At 53.3% G+C, this 4,027-nt stretch carries 1 protein-coding gene and 2 rRNA genes; all 3 read right to left on the reverse strand.

The window, feature by feature from the left end:
- Positions 1–959 (reverse strand): exodeoxyribonuclease V subunit gamma (locus tag F8N12_RS27055; RefSeq protein ID WP_191623230.1); only part of this gene is annotated, 959 nt, incomplete at its 3' end.
- A 156-nt stretch (positions 960–1,115) separates the two neighbouring features.
- Positions 1,116–1,231: ribosomal RNA gene (gene rrf / locus F8N12_RS27060) — 5S ribosomal RNA — on the reverse strand.
- 168 nt (positions 1,232–1,399) lie between these two features.
- Positions 1,400–4,027: ribosomal RNA gene (locus tag F8N12_RS27065) — 23S ribosomal RNA — on the reverse strand; the annotation flags it as partial.

The raw sequence follows: 4,027 nt of genomic DNA on the forward strand, positions 1-4,027 counted from the left end.
CCTTGCTTACCCCACGCGGCGAGGAGTGGGTGAGCATGCTGATGCAGTGTTTGCGGGTCGAGCACGACTGGCATGCCGCTCTTGCGCGCCTGCCGTTTGTATTGATGCCTTAGCAGGTCTTTATCGGCGACGATGTCTGCCCAATGATGGCGACACGGGTTATGCACACAGAGCAAGACCTGACTGAAGCGTGCCAGTCCCGCCAAGGCTTCCAAGGCTTGGGCTGGCAGTGAGGAAATGCCGAAAACGATTACTCTGGAAGGTAGGCCATCGGGCGCAACGTCGAGGCTGTTGATCCGTTCGATAAACCGTTGATGGACGCCCGCTCGACTCTGCGCCATGCCTTGTTCACCGACATCCAGCAACAATGCACGCCACAACTCCGCCTGCCAGCAATTCGCCGGGGTAAGGGGTTTGGCTTCCCCTCGAACGCTACGTAATTGATGCCGACCGTCTGCCCAGTCTTCGAGCCAGTCAGCCCGGTAGACCTGATATTGGTCGAACAAGTCAGCCAGGCGCTCGGCGAGCTGATAGCGTTTACGCAGATCGGTGTCATTCGTAAGGAAGCGTTGCAAGGGTTCGAAGTGCGGTTGATTGATCAACTGCGGCAGCAGACGCATGAGGCGCCAGGTCAGCGGGGCTTTATCAAGCAAGGATTTGACCGGGATTTCATTTCGACCCAGCACCATGCGGTACAACTGCCACATGAAGCTGCCCGGCAGCTGCACGTCAATGGCTGCGGCAATGCCGCATCCGCCCGTATCGTCTTCCTCAGGATCTTCCGCGAGCGCCAGCTTCAGCCATTGCGCGATACCGTTGCTCTGTACCAGAGCAATTTCGTTTTCCAAGGGAGCCAGAGGGTAGCGCCGCATCCAGCTGACCACCAGGCTGCGCAACTCGTCCAGGCGGTTACCGTGAACCACCATAAAACCAGCATTGAGGGACGTTGCGTCCGGCATAAAGGCTTCCTTGGAAAATATCAAAAGCTAGGGCCAGACCTTAGCATTGTCGGACGTCCAAGACAGCCAAACGCTGTCCGAAGATGCTGTACGAACTTTCCTGCGGGCAAAACAAAACCCCTACCTGCATACGCAGATAGGGGTTTCGGAATTTAATCTTGACGATGACCTACTCTCACATGGGGAAACCCCACACTACCATCGGCGATGCATCGTTTCACTGCTGAGTTCGGGATGGGATCAGGTGGTTCCAATGCTCTATGGTCGTCAAGAAATTCGGTAGCCAGGTCGTTTACCTTTCGGTTCACGCTCCAGCGAATGGGTATGTGATAGTTTTGTGTGCTGCTTGTGAGCAAAGCGTGCGAACTTTCGGTTCGTGTCGTCTTCACAGTCACCGCAATCTGGTGCTCGTTAGAGCAAGCAAATTGCTTGGGTGTTATATGGTCAAGCCTCACGGGCAATTAGTATTGGTTAGCTCAACGCCTCACAGCGCTTACACACCCAACCTATCAACGTCGTAGTCTTCGACGGCCCTTCAGGGGACTCAAGGTCCCAGTGAGATCTCATCTTGAGGCTAGTTTCCCGCTTAGATGCTTTCAGCGGTTATCTATTCCGAACATAGCTACCCGGCAATGCCACTGGCGTGACAACCGGAACACCAGAGGTTCGTCCACTCCGGTCCTCTCGTACTAGGAGCAGCCCCTCTCAAATCTCAAACGTCCACGGCAGATAGGGACCGAACTGTCTCACGACGTTCTAAACCCAGCTCGCGTACCACTTTAAATGGCGAACAGCCATACCCTTGGGACCGGCTTCAGCCCCAGGATGTGATGAGCCGACATCGAGGTGCCAAACACCGCCGTCGATATGAACTCTTGGGCGGTATCAGCCTGTTATCCCCGGAGTACCTTTTATCCGTTGAGCGATGGCCCTTCCATACAGAACCACCGGATCACTAAGACCTACTTTCGTACCTGCTCGACGTGTCTGTCTCGCAGTCAAGCGCGCTTTTGCCTTTATACTCTACGACCGATTTCCGACCGGTCTGAGCGCACCTTCGTACTCCTCCGTTACTCTTTAGGAGGAGACCGCCCCAGTCAAACTACCCACCATACACTGTCCTCGATCCGGATAACGGACCTGAGTTAGAACCTCAAAGTTGCCAGGGTGGTATTTCAAGGTTGGCTCCACGCGAACTGGCGTCCACGCTTCAAAGCCTCCCACCTATCCTACACAAGCAAATTCAAAGTCCAGTGCAAAGCTATAGTAAAGGTTCACGGGGTCTTTCCGTCTAGCCGCGGATACACTGCATCTTCACAGCGATTTCAATTTCACTGAGTCTCGGGTGGAGACAGCGCCGCCATCGTTACGCCATTCGTGCAGGTCGGAACTTACCCGACAAGGAATTTCGCTACCTTAGGACCGTTATAGTTACGGCCGCCGTTTACCGGGGCTTCGATCAAGAGCTTCGCGTTAGCTAACCCCATCAATTAACCTTCCGGCACCGGGCAGGCGTCACACCCTATACGTCCACTTTCGTGTTTGCAGAGTGCTGTGTTTTTAATAAACAGTCGCAGCGGCCTGGTATCTTCGACCGGCATGAGCTTACGGAGCAAGTCCTTCACCCTCACCGGCGCACCTTCTCCCGAAGTTACGGTGCCATTTTGCCTAGTTCCTTCACCCGAGTTCTCTCAAGCGCCTTGGTATTCTCTACCCAACCACCTGTGTCGGTTTGGGGTACGGTTCCTGGTTACCTGAAGCTTAGAAGCTTTTCTTGGAAGCATGGCATCAACCACTTCGTGTTCTAAAAGAACACTCGTCATCAGCTCTCGGCCTTAAGATCCCGGATTTACCTAAGATCTCAGCCTACCACCTTAAACTTGGACAACCAACGCCAAGCTGGCCTAGCCTTCTCCGTCCCTCCATCGCAATAACCAGAAGTACAGGAATATTAACCTGTTTTCCATCGACTACGCTTTTCAGCCTCGCCTTAGGGACCGACTAACCCTGCGTCGATTAACGTTGCGCAGGAAACCTTGGTCTTTCGGCGTGGGTGTTTTTCACACCCATTGTCGTTACTCATGTCAGCATTCGCACTTCTGATACCTCCAGCAAGCTTCTCAACTCACCTTCACAGGCTTACAGAACGCTCCTCTACCGCATCATCCTAAGATGATACCCGTAGCTTCGGTGTATGGTTTGAGCCCCGTTACATCTTCCGCGCAGGCCGACTCGACTAGTGAGCTATTACGCTTTCTTTAAAGGGTGGCTGCTTCTAAGCCAACCTCCTAGCTGTCTAAGCCTTCCCACATCGTTTCCCACTTAACCATAACTTTGGGACCTTAGCTGACGGTCTGGGTTGTTTCCCTTTTCACGACGGACGTTAGCACCCGCCGTGTGTCTCCCATGCTCGGCACTTGTAGGTATTCGGAGTTTGCATCGGTTTGGTAAGTCGGGATGACCCCCTAGCCGAAACAGTGCTCTACCCCCTACAGTGATACATGAGGCGCTACCTAAATAGCTTTCGAGGAGAACCAGCTATCTCCGAGCTTGATTAGCCTTTCACTCCGATCCACAGGTCATCCGCTAACTTTTCAACGGTAGTCGGTTCGGTCCTCCAGTTAGTGTTACCCAACCTTCAACCTGCCCATGGATAGATCGCCCGGTTTCGGGTCTATTCCCAGCGACTAGACGCCCTATTAAGACTCGCTTTCGCTACGCCTCCCCTATTCGGTTAAGCTCGCCACTGAAAATAAGTCGCTGACCCATTATACAAAAGGTACGCAGTCACCCAACAAAGTGGGCTCCCACTGCTTGTACGCATACGGTTTCAGGATCTATTTCACTCCCCTCTCCGGGGTTCTTTTCGCCTTTCCCTCACGGTACTAGTTCACTATCGGTCAGTCAGTAGTATTTAGCCTTGGAGGATGGTCCCCCCATATTCAGACAAAGTTTCTCGTGCTCCGTCCTACTCGATTTCATGACTAAGAGATTTTCGCGTACAGGGCTATCACCCACTATGGCCGTACTTTCCAGAACGTTCCGCTAATCTCAAAGCCACTTAAGGG

Source organism: Pseudomonas fluorescens, from assembly GCF_902497625.1.
Lineage (GTDB): Bacteria > Pseudomonadota > Gammaproteobacteria > Pseudomonadales > Pseudomonadaceae > Aquipseudomonas > Aquipseudomonas fluorescens_BQ.